This window comes from Bacillus sp. CDB3, assembly GCF_002081505.1.
GTDB lineage: Bacteria > Bacillota > Bacilli > Bacillales > Bacillaceae_G > Bacillus_A > Bacillus_A cereus_AT.
Genome location: NZ_ALBR01000137.1, coordinates 1 through 24,354, shown reverse-complemented (window position 1 = coordinate 24,354; position 24,354 = coordinate 1). Strand labels below are relative to the sequence as shown.

Here is a 24,354-nt window from a genome sequence, read left to right as displayed (position 1 = left end):
TATAGGGCAAAATTATATTGGAGCTGAAAATACTCATGTATCTAATTTTTGCCCTATGCTATTTTAAAATTTGTTGTAAGTACTTTAAAGTATACCTTTACAAACGCATCGTTTTTAGAAAGTAATTAAATCAATTTTTTTTGATTTAACAATTGTAAAACTGTAAACATCGGCATATAATAAAAACATCAAGAAAATTTGATTTAAGGAGAAGACCTATGAAAGAACTAGCAATGTATAATCAATTAACTAACCAATCATTTGAGACATACGAAAAAAAGTTCAAAGCATTGGCAGATCAAAAAAGGTTACACATCTTATACGAATTGTGCCAACGTGGGGAAACTTGTGTATGTGATTTAACAGGTGTTCTCGGTTTACCACAATCAAAGCTTTCATATCATTTAAAACTTTTACTTGATGCAGATCTCATTACAAAAGAGACAAAAGGAACATGGAGTTACTATAACATTAATAAAAAAGAAGTAGGCGCACTATTATCTGAGCAATTATGCTGTATATTTCGTCCTATGTCATAATTTTGGTTGGGACGAAAGAGCATTTTAATATATTTTAAATCAATTTTTTTTGATTAATAAACCTTTTTATAAATGATTTAAATACCTGAATTAATATTTTATACTTACAAAATTAGGAGGTTTTTTTATGAAACCTATTCAACTTTCATTCAAAGTAAAAAATTGTTGTGGAACGGACAATCAAACATTACAAAGCAATATCGATATGCAAGGATTAAAACAGTTACCAGTTGCCATTATTGGGGGAGGTCCTGTAGGTTTAGCTGCAGCTGCACATTTAGCAAAACATGGTGAATCATTTATCTTATTAGAAGCTGGAGCAAATATAGGTTCAAACATCCTTACATGGGGCCATGTGCGGTTATTCTCACCTTGGCAATATAACATAGATAAAGCAGCTCTAGCTCTTCTTGAACAACATGGCTGGGAATCACCAGACATAAATGCATTACCAACAGGAAGAGAAATTGTAGAACAATACTTACAACCGCTTGCGAACCTTCCAGAAATTAAACCATTTATCCATTTGAATACTAAAGTACTATCTATAGGTAAGAAAGATACAGATAAAATGAAAACAACGAATCGTGAAAAAATGCCATTCATGATCTATACAGAAAAAGAAGGTGTACTTCAAGTTTATGAAGCTAGAGCGATATTAGATGCTTCAGGTACGTGGGGAAACCCAAATCCGGCAAATTCTAATGGTATCTGGTTGAAAGAAGAGCAATCCCTTAACGAGCGTATTTTTTATGGAATTCCAGATATTTTAGGAAAAGAGCAAAAACGATATGCAAATAAGCGTGTAGCTGTTGTTGGAAGTGGTCATTCCGCAATCAATGCTTTATTGGAGTTAGCTAAATTAAAAGAATCTCATCCAAAAACTAATATTGTTTGGATCATGAGGAAACAACGTGCGGAAGAAGCCTATGGTGGAGAGGAAAAAGATGCTCTTGAAGCACGCGGAACCTTAGGTAGCCGCATTCATCAATTGGTTGATGAGGGAATCGTGGAAGTAATGACACCATATAAAATTCAATACGTAGTTAGTACAAAAAATGGAATGGACATTGTGGGTAATCAGGATGAGGAAGAAATAAAAATTACAGATATCCAAGAGATGATTGTAAATACAGGAAATCGCCCTAACTTATCTATGATAAGTGAAATACGTACTTCTATTGATACTGCTACTGAAAGTGTAGGTGCTTTAGCACCACTAATCGATCCTAACCTTCATAGTTGTGGCACTGTTCGCCCCCATGGTGAAAAAGAGCTTCGACATCCAGAGAAAGATTTCTATATTGTAGGTTCAAAAAGTTATGGAAGAGCGCCTACATTCCTTATGGCGACAGGCTATGAACAAGTTAGATCTATAGTTGCTTACCTTACTGGTGATTATGAGGCAGCTGAAAAAGTAGAACTAGATTTGCCAGAGACTGGTGTTTGTAGTGTGAATGTAAAGCCTAATAAAGTAGATGATTCATGTTGTGGTACAGAACCTTGTTGTTAAGGAGACTGACTGTAAGGAGTAATAATTTTATATTACGCCTCCTTACAGAAGAATTAAGTTTGAAAGGAGAACACAATAAAATGATTATTAATCATGCGGGTAATTTAAAAAAAGACTATTTTTTATCCTATATAAGGTTAATAATGAATGCCCACCAATGTAATGTTGAACATGCAAAGGATTATGTTTTTCAAAGTATGTTCAGACTCGAAAAAAACAGTTTAGGAAAGAAAACTTATCAGAGTTTCCTTGAAGCGTATCAAGAATTGAAACAATCTAATTAAATAAGTAAATCAGAGGTGGGATAAAGATGAAAGAAATATTAGATTCCATTGTAATTGGAGGCGGGCAAGCTGGTCTTGTGTCTGGTTATCACCTTCAAAAAAAAGGATTACAGTATTTAATATTAGAAGCGAGTGAGAGATCAGCTGGGTCTTGGCCTTACTATTATGACAGTCTTAAATTGTTTTCTCCCGCACGTTTTTCATCGTTACCTGGTATGCAATTCCCAGGTCATCCTGATGATTATCCCACGAGGAACGAAGTAATTGGTTACTTGCAAAATTATGTGGACAATTTTCAGCTACCAGTTATGTTAAGTCAGCGAGTAGAATCTGTAGAAAAAGAAGACGAAATATTTAAAGTTCTAACAGGGTCTGGAGAGATATTTCAGGCTAGAACTATTATAAATGCAACTGGTTCTTTTCACAGTCCGTCTAATCCGATAATAACGGATCAAGAGAAATTCAAGGGGAATATTATACATTCGGCTATGTATCGGAGTCCGAATCATTATATTAATCAAAGAGTAGTGGTGGTGGGGCGGAGAAATTCAGCTGTCCAAATTGCGCTCGAACTGGCCGATGTAAGTAAAGTATCTTTAGCTGTACGAAAGCCTGTTCGACTTATGAAACAAAAAGTGTGGGGGAAGGACTTACATTTTTGGCTTAAGGTATTAGGCATAGATACCTTTCCGTTTTGGCGATTTGGAAAAACAGCACCGAGTTCAGGTGGAGTCATCGATTTAGGTGATTACAAGGAACGATTAGCTAGGGGGGAATCCAGATCAAAGGCCTATGTTTACATCTTTTTACACTGATGGTGTAGTTTGGCCTGATGGGAAGAAGGAGCCAATCGATACGGTCATTTTTGCAACGGGCTATCATCCTAATCTCTCTTACTTCAATGCTATTGGCGCACTGGACTCAGAAGGAAGACCACTACAAATAGGTGGTGTAAGTACAGAAGTTCAAGGGGTATATTATGTTGGTTTGGAAGGTCAACGTTCGTTTTCTTCTGCAACATTAAGGGGAGTTGGGGCGGATGCTAAATTTGTTGTGAGAAAGCTAATAAGCTACTTAGAAAAATGAATGTATTAGAGAATGAAAGTAACACCATAATTTACTGGGGATTCGGTTAATATTCCTTAAATTGCGTAAATTAAGTCCAAAATCAAAAGTAGGGTAAGGGAGATTTAGGAGGAGGTAAGTATGAAGATTAGAAAAGCAACCGAAAAAGATGTACGAGAAATTACGAATATTTATAATGAGGGTATCGAGGATCGTATTGCAACTTTAGAGACAGAAATAAAAACAGTTAAATATGTGATGGAATGGCTATTTCAACGAAAAAAAAGATATTCAGTACTTGTCATGGAAGGGAGTTCTCATATCATTGGCTGGGCTTCCATTAATCCATACAGTCATCGATGCGCCTACCGTGGAGTAGGAGAATTATCTATATACATAAAAAGAGAATATAGAGGGAAAGGTTTGGGACAGCATTTACTTTTAGCTTTAGAAAAAAATGGACAGCAAAATGAATTTTATAAATTTATTTTATTTACTTTTTCTTTTAATAATCTTGGGCAAGGATTATATCGTAAAATGGGTTATCGGGAAGTAGGAGTATTTGAAAAACAGGGAATCATGGACGGAGAGCATGTTGATGTGATGATTATGGAGAAATTATTAGGCTAATATTGCAATGATTTCAAATCCAAGATCAAAAACCATTGATGTCACTTAATCACTGGTTTTTGATCTTTATTAATCTAGTATCTTAATAGTTTAGAACTGGACTTGTTGGCATTCTTAAAAATAAATTAGGAATTATTAATAAATGTTTTTCTTTTTAAACTTCCATAATGATTGGAAGAAGCATTGGACGACGCCCGGTTTTGGAATATAAGAATGGATTCAATACGTCTACAAGTGTTTGTTTTATTTGTGCCCAATTTATTATCCCTTCATTTAGTAAATTACATATACAATCTTCTACAATCTCTTCTATTTTCTTCATGAGTTCTTCTGATCCACGCATATATACAAATCCCCTTGTAACAATCGCCGGCTGCGATACTAATCGCTTTTGTTTACAATCTAAATTCAGGCTTATAATAATGATTCCTTCTTCAGATAGAATTCTACGGTCACGTAAAACAATGTTTCCGATATCACCAATACCACTTCCATCTACATACACAGCTTGAGAAGGTATGGTTTTACTACTAATTCTAGCTTCTCCTTTGGATATTTCTAATACTTGCCCATTATCCATAACAAAGCAATTATCTATAGGAACACCACATTCTACAGCTAATTCTACATGCTTTTTTAACATACGATATTCTCCATGAATAGGCATGAAATATTTTGGCTTTAAAAGTGAGAGCATCAATTTTTGTTCTTCTTGTGCTCCATGACCAGATGTATGAATATCACTTATTTTATGATGAATTACATTTGCACCTACTCGATATAGTTGATTAATATTTCTGTTAACGCTTAACACATTCCCTGGAATCGGAGAGGAAGAAAGGACAACCGTATCCCCTGGAATAATTTGAATTTGTCGGTGATTACTGTATGCAATCCTTGATAATGCAGCCATTGGCTCCCCTTGGCTTCCTGTACATATGATAGTTACTTGATGACTGGGAATATGATTGATTTCATGTACACCAACGAATATGTCCTCTGGAGCTTGGATATATCCTAAGTTTCTTCCTATTTGAATTGTTTTTTCCATACTTCTTCCTACAACTGCAATTTTACGATTATACAAAATAGAAGCCTCTACAACCTGTTGCAATCTGTGAACGTTAGATGCAAAAGTGGCAAATAAGATACGTCCTTGTGCCTCTGAAAAGATTTCCTTTACGGATTGTCCGACCTTTTTTTCTGACATTGAAAAGCCAGGAACTTCACTATTTGTACTGTCAGATAGTAAACACAATACACCTTCTTTTCCGATTTCAGCAATTTTGTGTAGGTTCGCCTCTGTACCAACGGGTGTAAAATCGAATTTAAAATCACCAGTATGTACAACATTTCCGTTTGGAGTGGTTACTACTATACCAAATGCGTCAGGAATACTATGTGTTGTTCGGTAAAAACGTACTTTCGTGTGTTGAAATTCAACTTCTGTTTCATCCAATATATTTTTTATTTCAACATGGCGGATATTATGTTCTTCAAATTTACTTTTAATTAATGCTGCAGCTAGTTTCCCAGCATAAATCGGTACTTGTATGCGTTTAAATAAAAAGGGAACCCCGCCAATATGATCTTCATGTCCGTGTGTGATGAATAATCCTTTTATTTTATCTTTGTTTCTTTCTAGATACGTATAATCGGGGATAACATAATCGATACCTAATAGTTCAGATTCAGGAAATTTAAATCCAGCATCTACAATGATGATTTCATCTTCATACTCAATGACATACATGTTCTTTCCAATCTCTCCAAGGCCACCTAAAGCAAAAATCTTTGTTTTTCCACTTTGTAGTGTTTTCATGTGCCAACTCCTTATATATCGAAATATTTCAAGCTTCCTTTATGATAAAAATTCCTGATTTTGAATAAGTAACTTCAAAATCAGGAATCATACAAAAAATATATTATTTTACAATCAGTACTGGACATTGAACCCTTTTAGCTACTTTATGGCTCACACTTCCTAGTACCATTTCTTGCAACGCATTGAGTCCCCGACTACCAAGTACCACTAATTCGAAATGACCTTTATTCGCATGGTCTACAATGGTTGGACCTGGTTCACCATGTAATATTTTAACTTCATAAGAAATACGATTTGCTTTTAATTTTTCCTCAATTGGTAAAAGTCTCTTACGACGGGATAACTCTAATTCTTCTTTCCCTTGTGCATGAATAACTTCATTCTTTGCTTTTGCATAATCGACTACAAATACAATTTCAACTGTGCATTCATTAGCTAAGGATGCAATTTTCATTGCTTCTTGAGTAGCACGCAAGGAATGTTCAGAGCCATCTACAGCTAATAGGATTTTTTTTATACATATTTTCCACTCCTAATCATGAATTAATGTGAAGAAGCTTTTCTATTTGGGTTATTATATACTGCTAATTTTTCTACGAGTTTCTTACTAGAAGAATTTAGGTTTTTAATGGTAACAATATTTTGATTTTCTTGGTACTTAATAACCACTTTGTCGATAGCTCCGACTGCTGAATCATCCCAAACATGGGTATTTGAGAAGTCAATGACAATGCTTCTATTTTTAACATTGAAATCAAAGGATTCTACGAATCCTTCTACAGATGCAAAGAATAATTGACCATCCACATCAAATATCATATTTGAGCCATCTTGTTGTTTTGTAACTTTTATTTTTGAGATTTTAGCAACAAAGAATATAGCACTTAGTAATACACCAGCAATTACACCTTTTGATAAATCGTGTGTTGCAACGACAATAATAACTGTTACTAACATAACTGCTGCATCACTTTTAGGTGCTTTCACTAGATAAGAGAAGGAAGACCAATCAAATGTGCCAATTGATACCATAATCATAATTCCTACAAGAACAGGCATTGGAATTTGTACAACTAGATCTCCTAATACGATAATGAGAAACATTAAAAACAATCCTGCAATTAGTGTAGACAATCTACCACGTCCACCAGATTTTACGTTGATTACCGATTGCCCAATCATTGCACAACCTGCCATCCCACCAAAGAAACCATTGATAACATTGGCGATTCCTTGACCTCTTGATTCTCGATTCTTATTGCTATCGGTTCCTGTCATATCATCTACAATGGATGCTGTTAGTAAAGACTCTAATAATCCTACAATTGCTAACGCAATTGAATAAGGGAGAATAATTTGTAGTGTTTCAAATGTAAATGGTACGTCTGGAATAAAGAACGATGGTAATGTTCTTGTAATTGCTCCTAAGTCACCGACAGTTCGTAAGTCTAAATGCATATAAATCGCAATAGCTGTTAATAATACAATCGCTATTAATGGAGCTGGAATTGATTTAATAAATCGCGGTACAATATAGACAATTGCTAATGTAATTGCTACAAATACATATGTCAGATTAGAAATGCCAATAAAATGTGGTACTTGAGCCATAAAAATTAAAATTGCTAAAGCATTAACAAAACCAATCATGACAGCACGTGGGATAAATTTCATTAATCGTGCTACTTTACATACCCCAAAAATAATTTGGATAACACCTGTTAAAATTGTTGCTGCTAATAAATAATTTAGCCCGTGCTCTTTTACTAAAGGAACCATAAGTAATGCCATTGCACCGGTTGCTGCTGAAATCATTCCAGGACGACCACCTACAAAGGCAATAATCACTGCAATACAAAAGGATGCATATAATCCCACCATCGGATCTACACCTGCAATAATGGAAAATGCGATCGCCTCTGGAATTAATGCTAGTGCAACTACAATCCCCGCAAGGATATCAGCCCTAACATTTGAAAACCATTCTGTTTTTAATTTTTCTACCACTGTTTTATACACCTCATATCATTTATTTTGTGGCTTTTAAGTCTCATAAAAGCCGCGTTCACGATTTAATAAAAACAGTCTAACACTTATCGTCCCAAAAAGGAACCTTTTTGATACTGATTTTACAACTCCAAGTTATGGTATGATAAAAGAAACGTCTAAATTGTTAGGAGAGCATGTATGTTAATCGGATATATGAGACCATATCAAGACGACTTGAAATGTGAAGAACAACTCAAAAGCTTAGAGAAATGTAATTGTACGATGATTATCTCAGAGGAACATTCATCGGCAAAAAAAAGAGTACAACTTAAAAATATGATAGATAACCTAAAACAAGATGATAAAATTGTTGTTACAAAACTATTCACATTAGCTGATTCAACACGTCATCTTGTTGAGTTATTACAAGTCATTGATAATAAAGGTGCTTACATTTACTTTGTTCAAGAAGATATTGATACGAGTCATACAAATGGGTATCATTTTGGAGATATTGTAAAACATCTTGTTGATTTTCAAAGTGATGTAATTAGTGAAAAAACGAAAAAGGGTTTGTATGAAGCGAAACAAAAGGGAGTGACAACAGGACGTCCTAGAAAACCTGATGAGAATGTAAAGCGTGCTATTGTAATGTATCAAAGTGGTAACTATAGTTTGGCTGAAATACGAGAAGAAACTGGAATCAGTAAATCAACTTTATATAGATATTTAGAAAACTGAATAAGAAAAACAAGCTTTTGTTCAATAAGAAAATTTTAACCATGAAAAAGTCACTTTCCTGTACGCTGAGGAAAGTGACTTTTTGGTTATCTTTGAATGTATTACGGATGAATGCTTAAATAATACGGAATCATTACTTTGTAAAGGCTTTGTAAATTATTTTATAATTAATTGAAAAAGTTATATGTCAATGATAAATTAATAACGAAGTTCGATATTGATTTTCGATTTTGATGCTATAGGAGGAGGAAAACTTGGAGGATAAATTATTAAGAAAGTTATTTTTAGGGTTTATCCAAATCCACATTTTACATCATGCTAAGGAACATCCCATTTTTGGTGCATGGATGTTAGAAGAACTGAGGGAACATGGCTATACTATAAGTCCTGGAACCTTATACCCTATTCTTCATGCGATGGAAAGTGATGGTCTTTTGAATAAAGAGGATCGTAATGTAGCTGGGAAAATCAGAAAGTATTATACAGCTACTGAAAAAGGACGAGATGTTCTAGTGGAAGCACGAAAGAAAGCATACGAACTTTTTAAAGAAATTAAAGACTAATAAGAAAGGACGTGTAGAATGAATCATACAACACAGCAAAGCAGATTTAAGATTTTATTAGAAGTACTGCTAGTTTCTATACGACTTGGACTTACATCTTTCGGGGGGCCAATAGCACATCTTGGTTACTTTCACGAAGAGTATGTTCGCAAAAGAAAATGGATGGATGAAAAAAGTTATGCGGATTTAGTTGCGTTATGTCAGTTTTTACCTGGCCCTGCTAGTAGTCAAGTTGGTATTGGTATTGGTGTAATGCGTGCAGGTGTATTAGGAGGAATTCTTGCTTTTATAGGTTTTACTCTTCCTTCTGTTATTGTATTAATCATATTTGCATTAGTTTTACAAGGTTTAAACATCGGAGATGTTAGTTGGATTCATGGGCTAAAAATCGTAGCGGTTGTAGTAGTAGCACATGCGATTTTAGGAATGGCTCAAAAGTTGACACCAGATTTACAACGTAAATCAATTGCATTATTTGCTTTAGTTGGAACGTTATTATGGCAAACAGCTTTCACACAAGTTGGTGTAATTGTATTATCGGGGCTAGTGGGTTATCTTATCTATAAAAATCATGCGGATAACGATGAAGCGAAACTAAGTTTCCCAATCTCCAGAAAGTTAGGAGTAATTTGTTTATCACTATTTTTTGGATTACTTATTTCCCTTCCAATTCTAAGAGAGGTTACATCGTTAAATTGGATTGCAATGTTTGATAGTTTTTATCGCGCAGGTTCTTTAGTTTTTGGTGGAGGTCATGTTGTGTTACCGTTACTGGAACGTGAATTTGTACCTACGGGCTGGATGGATGAAGCGTCATTTTTAGCTGGTTACGGTGCTACTCAAGCTGTACCTGGACCATTGTTTACATTTGCAGCGTATATTGGTGCTGTTATTGGTGGATGGCAAGGTGGATTATTGGCAACTGTAGCTATTTTCTTACCAGCATTTCTTCTTATTTTAGGCACATTACCGTTTTGGGATCAACTAAGACGAAATCCTAAAATCAAAGGTGCTTTAATGGGGGTAAATGCGGCAGTAGTCGGCATTTTAATCTCAGCTTTCTATCATCCGATTTGGACTAGTGCAATCTTACAACCTGTTGATTTTGCTTTCGCTGCCATATTATTTAGTATGTTAGTGTATTGGAAATTACCACCTTGGGTTATTGTAGTGGCGGGTGCTGTTGGTGGTACACTAATATCACTATTATAAAATTAATAATTGTGTTTTAAACTACCATTTTATTTGGTGGTTTTTTTGTTTTCAAAATAAAAATGTACTCTCCCTTGTAACAAAAACGGAACGTTTATGTTACAAATATCTTAAAAAAACACTCATTGGTAAATAATGTATCCTTGTGATCTGTTTTTACACGTATCTCGGCTGTACCCCAATATTAGTGTGGATTTTAGTGTCAAGCCATGAATAGAAAAAATAAATTATTAGGTATATAACTATATACTTATGTTATTGTTATAGGGAAGAATTCCCAAAATAATCGTTGCAAAAGGGATGAGCTAATGTATAAAAAGGGGGGATATTTTTGATTGATCAATTATTTATTGTGGGGATATACCTACTAATCATTTTTATGTGTACATATATCACATTAGAGTATCAACAGCATAAAATGAGTAGAAATCATTATGTAGTATGGTTAGTTGCTGTTTTTTTAACAGGACCATTCGGTTTCCTTTTATACCTGTTATGTGGAAAGAGATACAACGGTCTGTAAGAATACGCTGTAAAGAAGTATTGTAAAGGTTTTGTAAAAAATGAGCTTTTCAGTTGAATATATAAGCGGTTAATTATATACTTATTTCAAGAGGGAGAGAAAATTAAATATGAATCCATTTAATGAATATTACGTTTAATTTTTACTCAACATATAAGTATATGCTTATGCAATTATGAAAAGGAGGTATAGATATGGAAAAAACGGTTATAGAATTAACAAGAGTGTCACAGTTATTAAAGCTACTAGGAGACAAAACAAGGCTAACAATAGTATCAATTCTCAAACAACGTGAGTGTTGTGTATGTGAATTACTTGAAGTATTTGATATGAGTCAGCCTTCTATTAGTCAGCATCTTAGGAAATTAAAGGATTTAGGTTTAGTACAAGAAGAGCGGAGAGGTCAGTGGATTTATTATTCTTTAAATCAAGCAAGTGATTTATACACAATTTTAGAAGATGTTTTAGCGCATGTACCAGACCAAACAGAGAAAATTAAACAAATTGAGAAGAGCAATCCTACACTCCGGTGTGGTTGTTAATAAATAGTCAGAAAGGGAAGTGAGAAGGATGAGCAACACGGGGAAAAAACGTCTGTCTTTCCTAGATCGATATCTAACCCTTTGGATTTTTCTTGCGATGGCAGTAGGAATTGGAGTTGGCTATCTATCCCCTGGATTTGTTGAGGGAATGAATAGCTTACAAGTAGGAACAACTTCTATCCCACTTGCGATTGGATTAATTTTAATGATGTACCCACCACTTGCGAAAGTTCGCTACGAAGAAATGGGGCGCGTTTTTAAAGATGTAAAAGTATTGATATTATCACTGGTGCAAAACTGGATTATTGGACCTGTATTAATGTTCGCCTTGGCTGTTATATTCCTGCCAGATAAGCCAGAATATATGGTGGGATTAATCATGATTGGCCTAGCTCGTTGTATTGCAATGGTTATCGTTTGGAACGACCTAGCAAAAGGTGATACGGAGTATGCGGCAGGATTAGTTGCTTTTAACTCTGTATTCCAAATGTTATTTTTCTCAGTATACGCTTATGTGTTTGTAACAGTCATTCCAGAATGGCTAGGAATTGAAGGAGCTGTTGTAGATATTACAATGGCAGAGGTTGCAAAATCAGTCTTTATTTACTTAGGAATTCCGTTTATTGCAGGAATGTTAACACGTTTTATCTTTGTAAAAACAAAAGGCCGAGAGTGGTATGAAAAAGTACTTATACCAAAGATTAGTCCAATCACATTAATCGCATTGTTATTTACAATTGTTGTGATGTTCTCATTAAAAGGAGAGGTCATTGTTAGCGTACCATTTGATGTTGTACGTATTGCAATTCCATTACTCATTTATTTTGTAATCATGTTTTTTGTCTCCTTCTATATGGGCAAAAAAGTGGGTGCAAGTTATGGGGTATCAACAACATTAGCATTTACAGCTGGTAGTAATAATTTTGAATTAGCAATCGCTGTAGCTGTAGGGGTATTTGGAATTCAGTCTGGTGCAGCGTTTGCAGCAGTTATCGGACCTTTAGTTGAGGTACCAGTAATGATTGCTCTCGTAAATGTAGCACTCTGGTTCCAGCGTAAATACTTTCAAACACAACCAAAATAAATATTCATAAAAAAGGTGGAATTATCATGGAAAACAAAAAACAATTTACTTCTTATGCACAGGAAACTCTTGTCGTAGCCAAATGGCAGAAGCTTGGGGCAAAAAATATTTAGGTGACAAATGGAATGTACTTTCTGCTGGTATTGAAGCGCATGGAGTAAATCCCAATGCAATTAAAGCAATGAACGAAGTAGACATTGATATCACAGATCAAACATCTGTTACCATTGACCGTGACATTTTAGATAAGGCGGATCTTGTTGTAACACTTTGTGGTCACGCAAATGATGTATGTCCAACAACGCCACCACATGTAAAACGAGTTCATTGGGGATTTGATGATCCAGCTGGTCAAGAGTGGTCTGTATTCCAAAAAGTTCGTGATGAGATTGGCGAACGTATCAAAAAATTCGCTGAAACAGGAGAATAATTGAAAACTAAATATTTGTAGCCGAGAATCTTTTTCTCGGCTTCTTTTGTAAAGAAGGGAAGAAATCAAAGATGAAGAAGATAGAAATTTTTGATCCTGCAATGTGTTGTTCTACTGGGGTTTGCGGACCGAGTGTTGACCCAGAGTTAATTCGTGTATCAGTTGCTGTTAACAACTTAAAGAATAAAGGAATTGATGTGACACGTTATAATTTGGCAAGTGAACCAGATGCATTTGCCAATAATGTTGTTATCAGTCAACTATTAACAGATAAAGGACCAGACGTATTGCCTGTAACTTTGGTAGATGGAAAAGTAGTAAAAGAAAAAAGTCACCTGACAAATGAAGAACTTACACAACTAACAGATGTAACAGAAGAAGAGTTGAGTCAAAAGCCAGTCGTACGTTTAAAGTTAAACGTGAAAAAATAGAGAAAGAAGTGAAAGGCAATGACAAACTTATATAACCCAAACACAATAGCATTCACACCATTTTTGTTCTTTACTGGTAAAGGCGGAGTAGGCAAAACATCTACTGCATGTGCAACGGCTATTACATTAGCTGATATGGGGAAACAAGTCTTATTAATAAGTACTGACCCAGCTTCTAATTTACAAGATGTTTTCGAAATAGAACTTACAAATAAACCGAAAGAAATTCCAAGTGTACCAAATCTACAAGTAGCAAACTTAGATCCTGAAACAGCAGCCTATGAATATAAAGAACGTGTTGTTGGTCCATACCGTGGAAAGCTTCCTGATGCTGTTATTGCAACGATGGAAGAGCAATTGTCTGGAGCTTGCACAGTAGAAATGGCCGCATTTGATGAATTTTCTACGTTACTTACAAATAAAGAATTAACATCGAAATTTGATCACATTATATTTGATACAGCACCAACAGGTCATACGTTACGTCTTCTTCAACTTCCTACGGCTTGGAGTGGTTTCCTGGAAGAAAGTACTCATGGAGCTTCTTGTTTGGGACCATTAGCAGGGCTTGGAGATAAAAAAGAGTTATATAGTCAAACGGTTCAGGCACTATCTAATCCGAACCAAACAATGTTATTGCTTGTGACACGTCCTGATAGTTCACCGTTGCAAGAAGCAGGGCGTGCAGCCAAAGAATTAAAAGAAATTGGAGTTAACAATCAATATTTGCTTATAAATGGTGTTTTAACGAATTATGTGCAAAATGATGCTATTTCTAAAGCTTTGTTTACGAGACAAGTACGTGCATTAGAAAACATGTCAGAAGAGCTAAAAGGTCTTCCAGCTTATGAACTTCCATTAGTGCCATTTAATGTTACTGGAATAGAGAATATGAGAAAGTTGGTTCGGCCAATTGAAAGTCTCTCAATTTTAGATGAGATACAAGAAGAAATTGCTATACCTCCTCTGCAAAACTTGATTGCAGATCTTTCTGAGACAGGAAAAAGAGTTATTTTTACAATGGGAAAAGGTGGAGTAGGAAAAACAACTGTAGCTTCAGCCATTGCAGTTGGTCTTGCTGAAAAAGGGCATCGTGTACATTTAACTACGACGGATCCAGCAGCACATATTGATTATGTTATGCATGGGGAACAAGGGAATATTACGATAAGTCGAATTGATCCAAAAGTAGAAGTTGAAAACTATCGTAAGGAAGTTATAGAGCAAGCAAAAGATACGGTTGACGAAGAAGGTTTAGCGTATTTAGAAGAAGATTTACGTTCTCCTTGTACAGAAGAAATCGCAGTTTTCCGAGCTTTAGCGGATATTGTTGAAATAGCAAATGATGAAATTGTAGTTATTGATACAGCGCCAACGGGTCATACGTTATTGTTGTTGGATGCGGCACAAACGTATCATAAGGAAATTGCACGTTCTTCCGGTGAAGTACCACAGTCTGTGAAGAACTTATTACCACGTTTGCGTAATCCGGAAGAAACAAGTGTTGTAATTGTAACGCTTGCAGAAGCGACACCAGTTCATGAAGCAAGCCGTCTACAAGGAGACTTAAAACGTGCAGAAATTCATCCGAAATGGTGGGTAATTAATCAAAGCTTTTATGCAACGCATACGATAGACCCAGTACTAAAGGGACGATCACAATCTGAAGTCCCATGGATTCAAGAAGTTCAAAAAGAATCACAACATAATTGTGTAATTATTCCTTGGCAATCAGAAGATGTTATTGGATATGAGAAACTAAAAGAATTGACAGTTCAATAATTGTTCATTAGGAGGTATTCACTATGCATAAAGTCGTTATTTTAGGAACAGGACCAGCCGGATTAACAGCAGCTATCTACTTAGCACGTGCGAATATGAATCCACTTATTATTGAAGGAACTCAGCCAGGTGGACAATTAACTACAACAACGGAAGTAGAGAATTTCCCAGGGTTCCCTGATGGTATTATGGGACCAGAGCTAATGGAAAATATGAGGAAACAAGCAGGACGATTTGGTGCGGAGTTTAAAAATGGTTGGGTAGAAAAAGTGGATGTATCTCAGCGACCATTTAAAATTACTGTAACTGGAATGGGAGAGATAGAAGCGGAAGCTATTATTGTTTCTACAGGTGCTTCTGCTAAACTGCTAGGGATTCCAGGAGAGAAAGAACAGATGGGTCGTGGAGTAGGAACTTGTGCAACATGTGATGGATTCTTCTATCGTGGTAAAAAAGTCATTGTAGTTGGTGGTGGAGACTCTGCAATGGAAGAAGCAAACTTCCTAACAAAGTTTGCAACAGAAGTTCATATTGTACATCGTAGAGATGAACTACGTGCATCTAAAATTATGCAAGATCGTGCAAAAGCAAACGAGAAAATTACTTGGGGATTAAATAAGACACCGATAGAAGTAATAGCAGATGGGAAAGTTACAGGTCTAAAAGTGAAAGATAACGAAACCGGTGAAGAAGAAATAATTGAAACGGACGGTATTTTCATTGCGATTGGCCATCGTCCAAATACAGAATTTTTAAATGGTCAAGTAGAGATAGATGAAGCTGGTTATATTGTTGTAAAACCAGGCACAACAGAAACAAATATACCAGGAGTATTTGCATGTGGTGATGTGCAAGACCATAAGTATCGTCAGGCAATTACGGCTGCAGGAACTGGTTGTATGGCTGCATTGGATTCTGAACGCTTCTTAGAAAATCATGCTGTGCATGATTGGAGTCAATCTTTATAAAACGGGGGAAGTTAAAATGAATATTACAGATAAAGCAAAAGAGTTTATTGAGACTGCTATGAAAGAAAACGGTGTTTCAACATTACGTTTTACATTTGATGGTGCTGGATGCTGTGGCCCTAGTTACGGTATTAATTTAGGTGAAGCACAAGAAAATGATGTCACAGAAACAGTAAACGGTATTCAAGTTGCTATGGATCCAAAGGTAGCTGAAATTGTAAATACACTAACACTAGACTATGTAGAAGATCAACAAGGTGCAGGTCTTGTTATCAGTGGTGGATCTAACTGCTGCTAAATTATAAACTAAAGGAGACTAACAAACATGACGAACTATCACGAACTTGTAAAAGGAAAAGTATATATTGGTGGAGTAGACGCTATACAAGACGCAGTAAAAAAGCATGGAGTTACAGAAGTGTTTGACTTACGTTCTGGAGGACAAGAACCAGAAGGATTTCCAGTTGAAGCTAAGCGACATGCTTACCCAATTGTAGAAGGTGTAGAAGGGGAAGATGAATCTGTTAAAAATGCAATTGGAGCCGTTAAAGAAGCTGTAGAGCGAGGGGAAAAAGTATTTTTCCATTGCTCTGGTGGACGAAATCGTACAGGTACGGTTGCAACCGGATTATTAGTAGAATTAGGGCACGCATCTAACGTAGAAGAAGCGGAACAAAAAGTAAAAGAAATACGTTCAATCATTAATATCAAACCAGAAATGAAGCAAGTATTGAAACGTTTGTATGTATAATTTGTCTAAGTCTCAAAAACATATGTTTTTGAGACTTTTTTATTTTATGGACATTATTTTGAAATGAAGCCCCCATTTATATGATTGGTTAAGATATGGGCAACCTCAAGGGAGAAGCAAACGTTTGGGACAATGATATATTATTCATAAAGAAGAGTCTAATTTGCAGAGGCAATAGCGTTGTTTGATTAGAAGACTATAAACACAAATAACACTTTTCGTGAATGCCGGTGGTGTTATTTGTGTTTATCACTTTTATAAAATAATCTTTAAAAACTACAAACAGTGAGATATAACAAAGTTATTATATCTATTTCATAGATCATACTCTGGGGGATTGTCTGGATTTTTGTTTTTTGAATGTAAAGGAATTACTTTAGAAGGATTTAAATGTTTTATAGCTTGAGAATCTAAATGCTTTTCTAATTCTTGCATAAATGATGTTGGATTTTCAAAGGTGTCTTGTAGTGCTAAGTTTATGATTTGTGATTTAGAGTTACCTGTATTTAGCATATTTACGAGTTCATTTTCTTTGTTACTATAAGTAAACATGGCTAATAATGATTTTTGAATTCTATAATTTTTTTGTTTCAGAGTCTGAATGGCCAATTCTTGTTTATTTAATTTATTTTGTAATTTATTATTTTTATCTTCCAATTGTTTAATTTTTGAAGCAATATTGTACAGGTGTTTATCATAAGGCTCTAAATACTCCCACAGTAACTCTTTGTTTTTCCCCCCATACTTATCAATCAATTCTTTAATATCAATTAAGTCTAGTTCTATCGATTGAGAAATAGAAACTTTTTGTGACTGTATAGTATTAACTGTATCGACTAGCTGACGGCCGGTACGATCTTTCTTTTTCCAAAAGTCATAGCTCGTTTTGATAGAGAATTCCCCTTGTTCATAAAGATTAGTGGCATATTCCCAAATATGTTTATATTTTATTTGAGGGTAAGGATTGTGGTTTTGGTTATAAATTCTAAGTAAATATAATATCTCTTGCTTAAGCTTTTCATTGATTTCATATTTTTTTGGTCTGCCAGGTCCTTTATTTAAGTTCATCAATCTCCACTCCTAATAGGTATTGTAATTTTGCGAGAGAAGTTTTGTCGTATTCTATTTTGTCAAATGTTGTCCTTAGCTCAGTTTTTAATTCAGGATTAATTTTTCCGAATTCATCTAAATGGTGTAAATTATATAGTCCTACTAAGTAATTAATCTTTTTTTGGAGACTGTTATAAATTACACTAATTTCTTTAATAATCAATTCTCGTTTTTCTTGCAAATCATGTAGTGATATACCCCAATGTTTGCAGAAATAACACCCTGTAAAGTTCCAATTGAATGAGGGACAGGGCATTGTTGTATCTTTACAATAACCCAGGTTTAATTCGATAAAATTACTAGATGTATCATGACTGTAGGTGTTAAATTCACTATAAGCAATTTCATCGAGTAGTTTTTCATATTCTTGAACACCTTGTGGTGACACGAAGTTTTCTGTATTTTGTAATATAAATTGGTTTGTTAATCTTTGTATATCTGTGTCGATCCAAAATTTCATATGGTTTCCATAAGAATATTGTGTGTTAAGGTCAAAGTGGCCTGCCAGCCTCTCAATCTCGACTCGGTCATATCCTTGCATCATTAGTGATATGATGGCTATATGTCTTAAGTCACCGGGTTTAAGTTGATTGCTAATCTCTAAGTTATATTCCTCTTTAATAACCTCCATATAAAAACATTCAATTAATTTTTGTAAATATTCTCGAGTAAATATTTTTTGTTCATAGTTTATAGAGCTCTTTATGTTCTTTAATGTTAATTCCTTAAAGGCTTCGAAAGATATTAGGTATTCGGACGATTCATATTCTGATGTTAGTCGTAAATATTGTATAATTTTACTATGTAATTCTTTTGGAATTGGTAATGTGTCGTATGTTAGTTCAGTTCTGTTTTTTTTATTTCGTTTTTGTTTAAGACGAGGGAAGGTTAGGGTATTCTCTGTAAGAGAGAGACAATCTCTCTTAATTAAACAAAATTCACTAGGGCGCATTGGTATAATGGATGTTATATCCCACCATAGGATGACTGGAAAGAATTTAGTCAGTTTATTGAATTTTAATTTGTCTGTTATCTTGTCTTGGTGGGTTATAAAAAAATATTCTATACAGTCTTTAAAGACTAAGATATCTTTTGGTGGAGGCAAATCACGATTGCTGTTAGATGATTTTATTTTAGCTCTTTCATCTTCTAGTATCTGAATGTAATGCGGATCTATAGGGAGATCTGTATAAAATTTTGAAAAGCTAAGAAAACTATTTATAAACCGTAGTATGGTTTCTGGAGCGACAGTTTTGGTTACATAGTCATTGCTTTTAGAGTTTTTTCTACTATAGACTTTACCAGAGTTAATTAATTGGATTAACTTTTCGTAGTTCGTTTGAAACCCTTTTGTTAGTCGACAAATAGAATATAGATTGCTAAAAAGTTTATATGTTACTGAGGGGGACTTAGAATTTAGATGTAAAATAATCCAACATTTTAAAGCTAGTATACATTCACTAATTACTAAATTACTATTGAACTTAAGCAATGGTTGAAAAGATTCAAAGTTGAAATAATAAGTTTGACCATTGACTAATTCAGTGAATGACCAGATGTTACTTTCGAAATCTTTTGTTTGGTTAAAAGATTTTATATCGAAATACTCGTTAAATAATTGTTGAGCCTCTATAATATTTTTATTAATATCAAATGCATTATCAAGGGTTGAAAGGTCTTCTAAAACTTTATCATTAATTTTTAACAAGCAAATCCTCCTCCGCTATGCAATTGTATTTAATAGACACCGTCTGTCAAATATTCTTTAGTCTTTGGTAATTGTTGAGAAAGGAGCGAGAATTTCTCTTTGCCACCTTCAACAAAATCATATATTAAATCACCAAACTGTAGTTTAGCTGATTGAACTTGTAGCCAGAGTAAGTAGAAATGATTGGCCATTTTTTTCTTTTCTCCTTCTTTTGCGCTATTAAAATGAGAAATTATATGATGAATTCCTTTTAGATACGTGTCCATTAAATTTGATAAGGCATATACATTAACAATAGAAAATGGACAACAGGTGCAGTCTCTATTATTGGTTATATCGTCATATTTGCAGCGGGAAAAGACACATTGGTAATATTCTTGTTTAGAATATAATGTATTGGCCGTTGCTTGAGAGAGTAGATGTTGAATTTCCTCTTTTTTTAAGCTGTTTATTAAATCTATAACTTCCCATTGTTCAGTTGCTAGACGATCTATAAGACCAGAAGAAACCTCTATTTTTTGAACATCACCAAACCTCTTTGTTAACTCTAGCATTTTTTGTGTTTCTACATTTTTTTCAATATTTAATCCATCAAATAATTTGTTGGTTAATAGCTGAGTTATATAGCCGAAGGAATTCCTTTCAAAGATTTGCTCTATTAAATGAGTAAGTTGCTTTTCATCTAATTTAATGTAGTGCATCGTTGAATTTTCATTAAAGTGAGACCTTGAGACCCTAGCGGCGTCTAAAGATCTTAATACCGACCAAATCAAAGTAGTAAGCGTACGATTCATTTTTCGGTTAGAAAATTTAAATTCATGTTTGAAATGTTTAAAAAAGACTTTATGTGCTGTATGTCTTGGTTGAACTATATGACGAGTTTTAAGCCATATTAAAGCACCTACATCTTTTGGGGAAGTCTTAGGCACTGTGTTTTTTTGATTTGAACTTGGAGTAACGATATGATAAGCATTTGCGCGTAATTGACAAATACTTATGGCTGTTGCAAAAGCGATTTTCAAAGGATCGGCAATCCGAAAAATACTGTCTGCGCCAGTTTTGTGGATTTTTTTTACATAACGACCTACTTGGAAGATTATAGAGTTGGCATCATCTATTGAAGGATTATTTTGTTTTAACCAATCTAGGTCTGTAATAGAAGTATTCGATAAGTTTATTTCTGGAATTTGAGTTATAACTGTTGCATGGCGCCAATTATTTGTAAGTTGTATTAATATGTATAGCCAATAACTATCATAATTACAGTATTTGTTTCCTTTAAGCAAAGATTCAACATTTTGAATTGCAGTAAGTTTGTGTATAGATAAGTCATTGACAAATCTATATAAATCTTTGTACTCCTCATAAGTATATCTAGATAAATCTATATTACGTTGGTTTAAAAAGTGATTAGGGTTAGTGAGTTTGTCGAGTGTGTAAGGCGCTTTTTGTGTAACTTCATAAATAGAATCGTAAACTTCTCTGCAAAAATGATATAGGATGCGCTGGTAAGTACGAGGTATATTTGATTTTTCTTCAAAAAATAATTTGTTTAGGGATGATGCAGAATAACTATAGATTTCTTTGGTTAATAAATCTGCTAAATGGAAACTTGTTTTTGAGAGTTGGTTAATGTAAATGCTAATATTTGAAGTTTTGGTAGCGTGTAATTGCTTTCGAACATATTGAAACCATAGGTCTTTAGTTCGTATTAATTTTCTTGAGAAAGAAATTTGTAAAATTATCTCTGTTTTGTAAATGAACTCTTTAAAAGGGTCGGCCATTTCGATACTAATTAGGTTTTTGCTGTTTTTACGATCTAATAAGTATTCGTGAACATCTTCTTTCCGAAACAAATTCTTACTGCCATTGTATCTTTTTAATACACCCATCAATATAGAGGGACACTCAGTCGATTGAATGTTGTTTCTAGGTATATAGGAATATAAAAAATTTGAAGTGGAACCATCTTTGTCCATAAGTAATTTGATTTCTTTGATTGTGTAATATTCTTGCTTATATTGACGTTTTAGAAGGGTTTGTTTTTCGATTAATTTATGAATTTCATCTTTTAGAAAAAAGTAAATTAAACTTGTTTTATCTTTATTGAATTTGTATTGTAATATTTCTACGGGCTTAATGTTATAGCTATCTAATACAATATTTATGTAATCATTGCTGAGTGAAAGGTAATCCATTACTTGCTTCTTTGTATAATACTTTTCCCTATACTCAATATATTTGTCATTGCGCTGAGCGTAACTGCCGTTTCCTCCGCTGGTAATTCCTTTTCTATATGTCTGTAAGTATTGGTAATCGTTTTTTGAAATAAATTTGCCATCGTGGCTACTGCCATAAAGCGTATATATTTCTATATTAATGTTAGGCAAGAGGGTGACTAAGTTGCTTCGCCTCATAGATAATTCATTTAATACTTTGTTGATACTCACATGTTGCTCAAAAAAATTAATGACTTTCTCACGAAGAAAAACATGGTGTTGAGGCTGAGGTGTATTTTTGAAATATAAAGGTATTGTAAGTTCCTTGTAACCCAATAAGCTATTCAAATTGTGTTTTTGAATGTTGTTAATCACACTTAGTAATGCCCGGCGTGGAAAAATTTTTTTTGATTTTTTATCTATAGAGCTTATTCTTAATAAATCATATCCAGTAATGTATTTATCGTCGGTTATATACTTTTCAATGAATTCTAGTGGAATAAAAATATCTTTGTATATTGTGTTGAATTTATGTAGAGGAATATTATGTGTTTTACATAGTTTTCTTAATGTTTGAGGAGAAATATTACAGTTATCCATTATTTGTTTACCAGACATGTGTTTCGCTAGGTAGGCAGAGTCTTCATGTTGATTCAGAAAAAGTTTTGTATCATTTGTCTCCCAAACATCTAGAATATTTGCAGTGGCTAAATGTCTTAGTGTTTGTGTATACAGGTATTTTGAAAAAAAAGGTGCGGATGGGTTTAACCCAATTCTTTCTGCAAATTGTTCACTACTAATTAAAGCTTCTTTAATCTGTAAGTCCTGTGTATCTGTTATTTGTATTAGCAAAGTGCATGACATCCTTCCATGTTTTATTTAATTCGATTTCTTCAAATTCATAGGATGAATAAATAGATTTAGGAGATATAGTATCAATTGCATGTATAATGCTACTTGTTGCAGTTAAAATATCGGTGTAGTCTAACATTGCTTGAGGTGATCTATCTCCTCTTAAGATAGCAGTTTGTACAGCACTATAACCAGCATCTAAGCAAAGGTTAGTAAAGGCACCACGTCCGATGTGTGTACTCCATTTTGTTTCACGAAACTCTTTAAAATCTTCATATCGCCCATTTGTATTTTTTAACATTCCTAAGTAAAAACGTTTCAAATTATTGAATATATTTCGGTAAGTATGAGTCTGCATTGCTTCCCCACGGCTATTAATAAATAAAGCTAAATTACTTTTAAACTTCCTTTTCCTTTTTATTGAATGATGCTTTTTATTCAACCAATCTAAATGTTTTTTGTATAAGTAAGGAACAAGTGGATCTAGTAAAACAGCTTGATCCCGTGGACGTTTTACTTGGTTGTTACTTTGAGGAGAATATAAAGGAAATAGATTTGGTTGTCTATCTCTAATATTTAAAATTAATCCTTTCTCCCCATATTGTGAGTTATTTTGAGATAATACAGAATTTATATCAAGGTTCATACATTCGGCTGCACGTAAACCACCGAATATCTGTAAGCAAACTGCAAATGCTATATGAGGAAACTCTATTTTCGCTATCATTAAAAATTCTCTTATTATTTTTAAACGTATGGCTTGTTTTTCTTGTGGTGTTGTCCACTTTTGGGTTAGGAAATCTTTTTTCTTAATTACTTCAAGGTCATAGTCTTGTTGTTTGGGCTTCTTATAATAGAGATTTACATTGAAGGTACTTGTTTTTCTGTATGATTTGTTATGACTTAAACTGTTAGAATGGTTTGGTTTATTTATTGGAGGTGTATTCTTTAAAACGTTTTTTTGGATTCCAAAAAAGTAATAAAAATGTAGAAGGTAATGTTCTTTTCGTTTAACAGTATCTCTTAGATTTCCTTTTTCTCCACAATACTCGAGAAAAGATTCCATATGGCATAATTGTAAATCAGCAATACCTCTAATTTCTTTAAATATTGAATGACCGCTCCTCTTTTGATGGAGTATATAGTTAAGAAATTGTACCAAGGTATCTGCAACGGCTTTTTCGCTGTTTATTGAACCTGATTCATTATAGTACTTTTTATCAAGGAAGTCTGTGACTGGGTGAGGGACTACAATCTCTTCTTCTATCAGAAGGCCAATTATATATCGACTATCTGAAATGTATTCATTGCCTTTCTTTCGGTATATGGGCACTTCCCTTTTAACGAATTTTATTGTGTCTCCATTAGACCATAAATCCATATGTTCACCACATCCTATTATATAGTTAAATGTTTTAAAAGAATTTGCCTCTATTCTAAGGATGATTTAATTTTAAGAGTACGTTGCATTAATTTTAGCACAATTCTTACAAAAGGGGCGTAAAAAGAATCCCCTATACAGATTGCCTCTAGAAGGAATTCTTTAAAGAAATGATAGGGTTCTATAACTCGCTCTTTTTTGTTGGGATATGT

At 34.1% G+C, this 24,354-nt stretch carries 23 protein-coding genes and 1 pseudogene; 17 read left to right on the top strand and 7 right to left on the bottom strand.

All coding sequences use genetic code 11. From position 1 onward, the window contains the following. Positions 1-233: 233 nt before the first annotated feature. The 5 genes and pseudogenes from CDB3_RS31230 (at position 234) to CDB3_RS31210 (ending at position 4,031) form a co-directional block, all read left to right on the top strand. Positions 234-539 (top strand): ArsR/SmtB family transcription factor, encoded by a 306-nt coding sequence (locus tag CDB3_RS31230; protein ID WP_372708572.1) that lies wholly within the window; start codon positions 234-236, stop codon positions 537-539. A gap of 127 nt (positions 540-666) precedes the next feature. Then, positions 667-2,052 carry an FAD-dependent oxidoreductase gene (locus CDB3_RS31225; protein ID WP_128857173.1) on the top strand — a complete coding sequence of 462 codons (1,386 nt, stop codon included), beginning with the start codon at positions 667-669 and terminating at the stop codon, positions 2,050-2,052. 80 nt (positions 2,053-2,132) lie between these two features. Then, entirely contained in the window at positions 2,133-2,336 is a 204-nt protein-coding gene (locus tag CDB3_RS31220; protein WP_128857172.1) for a hypothetical protein, read from the top strand. A gap of 26 nt (positions 2,337-2,362) precedes the next feature. Continuing rightward, positions 2,363-3,422, top strand: a pseudogene (locus CDB3_RS31215) (flavin-containing monooxygenase). A 120-nt stretch (positions 3,423-3,542) separates the two neighbouring features. Beyond that, positions 3,543-4,031, top strand: a complete 489-nt coding sequence (locus CDB3_RS31210; protein WP_128857171.1) for an arsinothricin resistance N-acetyltransferase ArsN1 family A — start codon at positions 3,543-3,545, stop codon at positions 4,029-4,031. Positions 4,032-4,185: 154 nt separating this feature from the next. On the opposite strand, the gene rnjA is transcribed toward CDB3_RS31210, so the two are convergent. The 3 genes from rnjA to CDB3_RS31195 all read right to left on the bottom strand — a co-directional run bounded on the left by rnjA (position 4,186) and on the right by CDB3_RS31195 (position 7,863). Then, on the bottom strand, positions 4,186-5,853 hold the full coding sequence (gene rnjA / locus CDB3_RS31205) for a ribonuclease J1 (RefSeq protein ID WP_128857170.1): 1,668 nt from the start codon (positions 5,851-5,853) through the stop codon (positions 4,186-4,188). Positions 5,854-5,956: 103 nt separating this feature from the next. Continuing rightward, entirely contained in the window at positions 5,957-6,373 is a 417-nt protein-coding gene (locus CDB3_RS31200; protein ID WP_128857169.1) for a universal stress protein, read from the bottom strand. Between the two features lie 26 nt (positions 6,374-6,399). Continuing rightward, positions 6,400-7,863, bottom strand: coding sequence for a SulP family inorganic anion transporter (locus tag CDB3_RS31195; RefSeq protein ID WP_128857168.1), 1,464 nt, complete (start codon positions 7,861-7,863; stop codon positions 6,400-6,402). 180 nt (positions 7,864-8,043) lie between these two features. Here CDB3_RS31195 and CDB3_RS31190 point away from each other — a divergent pair, with 180 nt between their 5' ends. The 12 genes from CDB3_RS31190 (at position 8,044) to CDB3_RS31135 (ending at position 16,872) form a co-directional block, all read left to right on the top strand. Next, complete coding sequence (locus CDB3_RS31190) at positions 8,044-8,586, top strand: recombinase family protein (protein ID WP_128857167.1); 543 nt, start codon at positions 8,044-8,046, stop codon at positions 8,584-8,586. Between the two features lie 254 nt (positions 8,587-8,840). After that, positions 8,841-9,149, top strand: coding sequence for a PadR family transcriptional regulator (locus tag CDB3_RS31185; protein ID WP_097825979.1), 309 nt, complete (start codon positions 8,841-8,843; stop codon positions 9,147-9,149). A gap of 18 nt (positions 9,150-9,167) precedes the next feature. Beyond that, a complete protein-coding gene (locus tag CDB3_RS31180) occupies positions 9,168-10,361 on the top strand; it encodes a chromate transporter (protein ID WP_128857166.1) in 1,194 nt (397 codons plus the stop codon). Positions 10,362-10,692: 331 nt separating this feature from the next. Next, complete coding sequence (locus tag CDB3_RS31175; RefSeq protein WP_128857165.1) at positions 10,693-10,884, top strand: hypothetical protein; 192 nt, start codon at positions 10,693-10,695, stop codon at positions 10,882-10,884. A 194-nt stretch (positions 10,885-11,078) separates the two neighbouring features. Next, positions 11,079-11,426 carry an ArsR/SmtB family transcription factor gene (locus CDB3_RS31170; protein ID WP_097825976.1) on the top strand — a complete coding sequence of 116 codons (348 nt, stop codon included), beginning with the start codon at positions 11,079-11,081 and terminating at the stop codon, positions 11,424-11,426. Between the two features lie 28 nt (positions 11,427-11,454). Next, positions 11,455-12,510: an ACR3 family arsenite efflux transporter gene (gene arsB, locus CDB3_RS31165; protein ID WP_097825975.1), complete on the top strand. Its 1,056-nt coding sequence runs from the start codon at positions 11,455-11,457 to the stop codon at positions 12,508-12,510. Positions 12,511-12,553: 43 nt separating this feature from the next. Then, positions 12,554-12,940 carry an arsenate reductase (thioredoxin) gene (gene arsC / locus CDB3_RS31160; RefSeq protein WP_128857164.1) on the top strand — a complete coding sequence of 129 codons (387 nt, stop codon included), beginning with the start codon at positions 12,554-12,556 and terminating at the stop codon, positions 12,938-12,940. A gap of 71 nt (positions 12,941-13,011) precedes the next feature. Then, complete coding sequence (gene arsD / locus CDB3_RS31155; RefSeq protein ID WP_098063678.1) at positions 13,012-13,371, top strand: arsenite efflux transporter metallochaperone ArsD; 360 nt, start codon at positions 13,012-13,014, stop codon at positions 13,369-13,371. Positions 13,372-13,389: 18 nt separating this feature from the next. Then, entirely contained in the window at positions 13,390-15,153 is a 1,764-nt protein-coding gene (arsA, locus tag CDB3_RS31150; RefSeq protein WP_128857163.1) for an arsenical pump-driving ATPase, read from the top strand. 23 nt (positions 15,154-15,176) lie between these two features. Next, positions 15,177-16,121, top strand: a complete 945-nt coding sequence (gene trxB, locus CDB3_RS31145) for a thioredoxin-disulfide reductase (protein ID WP_128857162.1) — start codon at positions 15,177-15,179, stop codon at positions 16,119-16,121. A gap of 16 nt (positions 16,122-16,137) precedes the next feature. Continuing rightward, a complete protein-coding gene (locus CDB3_RS31140; protein ID WP_001027742.1) occupies positions 16,138-16,419 on the top strand; it encodes a HesB/IscA family protein in 282 nt (93 codons plus the stop codon). Positions 16,420-16,446: 27 nt separating this feature from the next. Next, on the top strand, positions 16,447-16,872 hold the full coding sequence (locus tag CDB3_RS31135; RefSeq protein ID WP_128857161.1) for a protein-tyrosine phosphatase family protein: 426 nt from the start codon (positions 16,447-16,449) through the stop codon (positions 16,870-16,872). A gap of 315 nt (positions 16,873-17,187) precedes the next feature. On the opposite strand, the gene CDB3_RS31130 is transcribed toward CDB3_RS31135, so the two are convergent. From CDB3_RS31130 to CDB3_RS31115, 4 genes are read right to left on the bottom strand one after another with little or no spacing between them, the layout of a single operon-like run. Beyond that, positions 17,188-17,940, bottom strand: a complete 753-nt coding sequence (locus CDB3_RS31130) for a hypothetical protein (RefSeq protein ID WP_128857160.1) — start codon at positions 17,938-17,940, stop codon at positions 17,188-17,190. Further along, positions 17,927-19,690 carry a site-specific integrase gene (locus CDB3_RS31125; RefSeq protein WP_128857159.1) on the bottom strand — a complete coding sequence of 588 codons (1,764 nt, stop codon included), beginning with the start codon at positions 19,688-19,690 and terminating at the stop codon, positions 17,927-17,929. The genes CDB3_RS31130 and CDB3_RS31125 overlap by 14 nt, the downstream gene beginning before the upstream one ends. A gap of 29 nt (positions 19,691-19,719) precedes the next feature. Continuing rightward, positions 19,720-22,761 (bottom strand): hypothetical protein, encoded by a 3,042-nt coding sequence (locus tag CDB3_RS31120; RefSeq protein WP_128857158.1) that lies wholly within the window; start codon positions 22,759-22,761, stop codon positions 19,720-19,722. Then, positions 22,721-24,142, bottom strand: a complete 1,422-nt coding sequence (locus CDB3_RS31115; protein WP_128857157.1) for a hypothetical protein — start codon at positions 24,140-24,142, stop codon at positions 22,721-22,723. The genes CDB3_RS31120 and CDB3_RS31115 overlap by 41 nt, the downstream gene beginning before the upstream one ends. Positions 24,143-24,354 lie beyond the last annotated feature (212 nt).

Bases quoted from the DNA above. Each gene is read 5' to 3' on its own strand.
- CDB3_RS31230 (WP_372708572.1), top strand. From the start codon at position 234: ATGTATAATCAATTAACTAACCAATCATTTGAGACATACGAAAAAAAG.
- CDB3_RS31225 (WP_128857173.1), top strand. From the start codon at position 667: ATGAAACCTATTCAACTTTCATTCAAAGTAAAAAATTGTTGTGGAACG.
- CDB3_RS31220 (WP_128857172.1), top strand. From the start codon at position 2,133: ATGATTATTAATCATGCGGGTAATTTAAAAAAAGACTATTTTTTATCC.
- CDB3_RS31210 (WP_128857171.1), top strand. From the start codon at position 3,543: ATGAAGATTAGAAAAGCAACCGAAAAAGATGTACGAGAAATTACGAAT.
- rnjA (WP_128857170.1), bottom strand. From the start codon at position 5,853: ATGAAAACACTACAAAGTGGAAAAACAAAGATTTTTGCTTTAGGTGGC.
- CDB3_RS31190 (WP_128857167.1), top strand. From the start codon at position 8,044: ATGTTAATCGGATATATGAGACCATATCAAGACGACTTGAAATGTGAA.
- CDB3_RS31180 (WP_128857166.1), top strand. From the start codon at position 9,168: ATGAATCATACAACACAGCAAAGCAGATTTAAGATTTTATTAGAAGTA.
- CDB3_RS31170 (WP_097825976.1), top strand. From the start codon at position 11,079: ATGGAAAAAACGGTTATAGAATTAACAAGAGTGTCACAGTTATTAAAG.
- arsB (WP_097825975.1), top strand. From the start codon at position 11,455: ATGAGCAACACGGGGAAAAAACGTCTGTCTTTCCTAGATCGATATCTA.
- arsD (WP_098063678.1), top strand. From the start codon at position 13,012: ATGAAGAAGATAGAAATTTTTGATCCTGCAATGTGTTGTTCTACTGGG.
- arsA (WP_128857163.1), top strand. From the start codon at position 13,390: ATGACAAACTTATATAACCCAAACACAATAGCATTCACACCATTTTTG.
- trxB (WP_128857162.1), top strand. From the start codon at position 15,177: ATGCATAAAGTCGTTATTTTAGGAACAGGACCAGCCGGATTAACAGCA.
- CDB3_RS31140 (WP_001027742.1), top strand. From the start codon at position 16,138: ATGAATATTACAGATAAAGCAAAAGAGTTTATTGAGACTGCTATGAAA.
- CDB3_RS31135 (WP_128857161.1), top strand. From the start codon at position 16,447: ATGACGAACTATCACGAACTTGTAAAAGGAAAAGTATATATTGGTGGA.
- CDB3_RS31130 (WP_128857160.1), bottom strand. From the start codon at position 17,940: ATGAACTTAAATAAAGGACCTGGCAGACCAAAAAAATATGAAATCAAT.
- CDB3_RS31115 (WP_128857157.1), bottom strand. From the start codon at position 24,142: ATGGATTTATGGTCTAATGGAGACACAATAAAATTCGTTAAAAGGGAA.